Genomic DNA, 4,355 nt, shown 5'->3' with positions numbered 1-4,355 from the left:
GCGCCTGCCCCAGCGCCCGCTCCGGCACCAGCCCCAGCTCCCGCGCCTGCCCCAGCGCCTGCGCCGGCCCAGTAAGCGGCTCGATATCAAAGACGAACGGCCCGCTGAAAGGCGGGCCGTTTTGTTTTGGGCTCCGAGCACAGGGTGTTTTGAAATTCAGGTCAGGCCGGGCCGAGAATGGTGGGTCCGAGAACGGAGCGTACTTAAAGCACGTGAGTAAAGTTCTACTGCGACGCAGTAGAACGGGGAAGCGCAGGAACCCGCCGTTCGCAGGCCGGCATCACCTGAATGTCGAGACAGCCTAGATATGGATCGCCTTGAAGAACGTCGCCAGCGCCGCTTCCTTCACCGCTTCCGACATCGTCGGATGCGCGTGGCAGGTGCGGGCCAGGTCTTCCGACGAGCCGCCGAACTCCATCAGCACCGCCGCCTCGTGGATCATCTCGCCGGCGCCGAAGCCGACGATATGGACGCCGAGCACGCGGTCGCTCTGCTTGTCGGCCAGGATCTTCACGAACCCGTCGGTGTGCAGCATGGCGCGCGCGCGGCCATTGGCGGTGAAGGGAAACTTGCCGACCTTGTAGTCGATGCCGGCCTTCTTCAGCTCTTCCTCGGTCTTGCCGACCGAGGCGATCTCCGGACTGGTGTAGACGACGCTCGGAATGACGTCATAGTTCACATGGCCGGCCTGGCCGGCGATGGTCTCGGCCACCGCCACGCCCTCGTCCTCGGCCTTGTGCGCCAGCATCGGCCCGGCGATGACATCGCCGATGGCGTAGATGCCGGGAACATTGGTCCTGAGATGCCCGTCGGTCTTGACCCGGCCGCGCTCGTCGACGTCGACGCCGGCTTCCTTGAGACCGAGGCTGTCCGAAAAGGCGCGGCGTCCGGTCGAGATCAGCACCACGTCGGCATCGATCGTTTCGGCGGCACCACCCTTGACCGGCTCGAAGGTAACGGTCGCGCCCTTCTTGGTCTTGGCGACGCCGGTGACCTTGGCGCTGAGCTTGAACTCAAAACCTTGCTTGGAGAGCAGCCGCTGGAATTGTTTCGACACCTCGCCGTCCATGCCGCCCAAAATGGTGTCGAGGAACTCGACCACGGTGACCTTGGCTCCGAGCCGTGCCCAGACCGAGCCGAGTTCGAGCCCGATGACGCCGCCGCCGACCACCACCAGATGGCCAGGCACCTTTTCCAGCGACAGCGCGCCGGTCGACGACACGATGATTTTCTCGTCGAAATCGACCTTGACGCCGGGAATGCCGGCGACATCCGACCCGGTGGCGATGACGATGTTTTTGGTCTCGATCTCCTCGACCTTGCCGTCCTCGCCCATCACCGAGACCTTGCCGGCGGCGACCACCTTGCCGGTGCCGCGGAAGGCATCGATCTTGTTCTTCTTGAACAGGAAGGCGACGCCATTGACGTTGGACAACACCGTCGCGTCCTTGTGCGCCATCATTTTCTTCAGGTTCAGCTTGGGTGCCGGAATCTCGACACCGAGCGTGTCGAAGGAATGGCCGGCCTCGACGAACATCTCGGAGGCATGAAGCAGCGCCTTGGACGGGATGCAGCCGATGTTGAGGCAGGTGCCGCCGAAGGTCGCGTTCTTCTCGACCACCGCGACCTTCAGCCCGAGCTGCGCCGCTTTGATGGCGCAGACATAGCCGCCCGGTCCCGAGCCGATGATAACCACGTCATAAGCCATGTTTGTTTCCCTTTTTGCTTGGGGCTCAGCGGCCGCCGCTGACATTCAGGATCGCGCCCGTCGCATAGGACGCGGCATCGGATAAAAGATAGAGGACCGCGCCGGCGACTTCATCCGCCGTGCCTGCTCTCTTCATCGGCAGAAGATCGCGAAACCGTTCTATCCGGTCGGGCTGGCCGCCGGAGGCGTGGATGTCGGTGTCGATGATGCCCGGCCGCACCGCATTGACGCGAATGCCTTCCATCGCCACCTCGCGGGCGAGGCCGATGGTGAAGGTGTCGATGGCGCCCTTGGAGGCTGCATAGTCGACATATTCGCCCGGCGAGCCCAGCGTCGCCGCCGCCGACGAGATGTTGACGATCGATCCGCCCGACCCGCCATGCCGCGTCGACATGCGCTTGACGGCCTCGCGGGCGCACAGGAACGAGCCGACGACATTGATGCGCATCATGCGTTCCAGCCGCGACACATCCATCTCGTCGACGCGCGCCTTGACGTCGACAATTCCGGCGTTGTTGACGAAGGCGTCGAGCCGGCCAAAGGCGTGATCGACAGCGCCGAACATGGCCACGATATCGGTTTCCTTGCCGACATCGCTCCTGACGGCAACAGCTTCGCCGCCGCCGGCCTTGATCTCGGCAACCAGCGCATCTGCCGCAGCCTTGCTGGAGGCGTAGTTGACCGCGACGCGATAGCCAGCCTTGGCTCCCAGCCGGCAAATGGCAGCGCCGATGCCACGGCTGCCGCCGGTGACCAGCAGCACTTTTTGCGTCGCGCTCATTCCTGGCATCCCTTCATCGCGAACACATCCGACGGCACTTTCGAAAAACCGCTGACGCCATAGGCCCGGGATTGCCGCAACGCCGGCCCAAGATCGGGCAGGATCAGCGTCTTCGGCGCCTCGACGCCCTCGGCCGGCAAAAGCCCGATATTGCCCTTGTCGTCGGACGTGTAGATGACGCCGTTCCACAGCGTGCAGGCGGCAAGTTCCTCGCCAGTGACGTCGCCTTCCGGGCATTTGTACATCAGCGCACCGTTCGGCCGCGCTACGCCCTGGGTCCACATGACGATACCGTTCAGCACGACATTGTTGTCGAGGACCAAGCGAAACCTGTTGGTGACGGTGGCCGACGTGCCTGTTGGGGTGAAGTCGATCTCCGCGCCGCTTTGGGCCTCGCCATAAACGGCAAGTTCGATCGGACAACTGGCATGGGCGGTGTTAGCAGTAAGAATGCCTACCGAAATCGAAACGATCCCACACAGACTTTCCCATCTGTTACAGGTGGGCGTCATCAGATGACGCGCTCTATCGCAGTCGCTATCTCTCTGGCTCGCCGTTCGCCGCCTTGATACGAAGGATGTTGGGCACCAACATAGTCGATCCCGCTTAACCGGCAGGCCTTTTGAGCCGCGCCGCCGAGCGCAACTGGTGTGCGCCCGCCAAGCTCGTGTCTCAAGACCCTATCGATCGAAGTGCGATAGACCTCCGAAACAATTGAAGAACCCATAGTTGTCGGAGGAAGGAAGACACATACCTGCGTTATGTAGATTTCCTGCCGCGTCGTTCCTACGATTTCCAGCGCTCGATCAAGCCACCGGTTAGTTGGGATATCCGGCAAATAACCGAGTTTCCTGACAATGGTCATCCGCGCGGGGCTGAGCAAATCAAGTTCCTGCCAACCAAACCAGTTGTTGAGGAGAATGACAGGTCCACTGAGCGATCGTGAAACGCGCTGGTTCGGAACGACATAGTTGCCGTCCCAACCTGCCTCGCTCAACGTTCTCATGTGGCCGGAGGCCGCTGCGGAACAGTCTTCGACAGCGAGCGCTCGCCTAGCCTGAATGGCGCGACGGTACTGCGCTTCCGTCAGAGCCATCTGACTACAGGTCCAGCACCAGCCGCTCGGGATCCTCCAGGCTTTCCTTGACGCGCACCAGGAAGGTTACGGCTTCCTTGCCGTCGACGATGCGATGATCGTAGCTGAGCGCCAGGTACATCATCGGCCGGATCACGATCTGGCCGCCGACCACGACCGGCCGGTCCTGGATCTTGTGCATGCCGAGAATGCCCGACTGCGGCGCGTTGAGGATCGGCGTCGACATCAGCGATCCGTAGACACCGCCATTGGAGATGGTGAAGGTGCCGCCCTGCATATCCGCCACCGACAGCTTGCCATCACGTGCGGCAATGCCCAGCCGGCCGATATCCTTCTCGATCTCGGCGATGGACATCTGGTCGGCATCGCGCACGACCGGAACCACGAGACCCTTTTCGGTGCCGACCGCGACGCCGATATGGGCATAGTTCTTGAAGATGATGTCGGTGCCGTCGATCTCGGCATTGACCGAAGGGATTTCCTTCAGCGCGTGCGTGACCGCCTTGGTGAAGAAGCCCATGAAGCCGAGCTTCACGCCGTGCTTCTTCTCGAACACGTCCTTGTATTTGGTCCTGAGCGCCATCACCGCCGACATGTCGACCTCGTTGAAGGTGGTCAGCATGGCTGCGGTCGACTGCGCTTCCTTCAGCCGGCGCGCGATGGTCTGGCGCAGCTTGGTCATGCGCACGCGCTCTTCACGCGAAGCATCGTCGCCCGACGACGGCGCCCGAACCGCAACCGGGGCCGGCGCCGCTTTTGGCGTTTCGGCC

General features: G+C 62.5%; 5 protein-coding genes. All 5 read right to left on the bottom strand.

Going from position 1 to position 4,355, the window contains the following annotated elements; all coding sequences use genetic code 11:
• Positions 1-301 precede the first annotated feature (301 nt).
• Positions 302-1,708, bottom strand: a complete 1,407-nt coding sequence (gene lpdA / locus O7A61_RS31240) for a dihydrolipoyl dehydrogenase (RefSeq protein ID WP_337133030.1) — start codon at positions 1,706-1,708, stop codon at positions 302-304.
• A gap of 25 nt (positions 1,709-1,733) precedes the next feature.
• The gene (locus O7A61_RS31235) at positions 1,734-2,489 is read right to left on the bottom strand and encodes an SDR family oxidoreductase (protein WP_337133029.1); all 756 of its coding nucleotides are present in this window, start codon (positions 2,487-2,489) and stop codon (positions 1,734-1,736) included.
• Positions 2,486-3,001: a hypothetical protein gene (locus O7A61_RS31230; RefSeq protein ID WP_337133028.1), complete on the bottom strand. Its 516-nt coding sequence runs from the start codon at positions 2,999-3,001 to the stop codon at positions 2,486-2,488. The genes O7A61_RS31235 and O7A61_RS31230 overlap by 4 nt, the downstream gene beginning before the upstream one ends.
• Positions 3,001-3,585: a hypothetical protein gene (locus tag O7A61_RS31225; RefSeq protein ID WP_337133027.1), complete on the bottom strand. Its 585-nt coding sequence runs from the start codon at positions 3,583-3,585 to the stop codon at positions 3,001-3,003. The genes O7A61_RS31230 and O7A61_RS31225 overlap by 1 nt, the downstream gene beginning before the upstream one ends.
• A gap of 4 nt (positions 3,586-3,589) precedes the next feature.
• A partial coding sequence (odhB, locus tag O7A61_RS31220) for a 2-oxoglutarate dehydrogenase complex dihydrolipoyllysine-residue succinyltransferase (protein WP_337133026.1) occupies positions 3,590-4,355 on the bottom strand: 766 nt, incomplete at its 5' end.

Origin of the sequence: Mesorhizobium sp. Cs1321R2N1 (assembly GCF_037179725.1) — a bacterium.
Taxonomy (GTDB): domain Bacteria; phylum Pseudomonadota; class Alphaproteobacteria; order Rhizobiales; family Rhizobiaceae; genus Mesorhizobium; species Mesorhizobium salmacidum.
This window is presented reverse-complemented; position numbering and strand designations above follow the sequence as displayed.

Bases quoted from the DNA above. Each gene is read 5' to 3' on its own strand.
- O7A61_RS31235 (WP_337133029.1), bottom strand. From the start codon at position 2,489: ATGAGCGCGACGCAAAAAGTGCTGCTGGTCACCGGCGGCAGCCGTGGC.
- lpdA (WP_337133030.1), bottom strand. From the start codon at position 1,708: ATGGCTTATGACGTGGTTATCATCGGCTCGGGACCGGGCGGCTATGTC.
- O7A61_RS31230 (WP_337133028.1), bottom strand. From the start codon at position 3,001: ATGACGCCCACCTGTAACAGATGGGAAAGTCTGTGTGGGATCGTTTCG.
- O7A61_RS31225 (WP_337133027.1), bottom strand. From the start codon at position 3,585: ATGGCTCTGACGGAAGCGCAGTACCGTCGCGCCATTCAGGCTAGGCGA.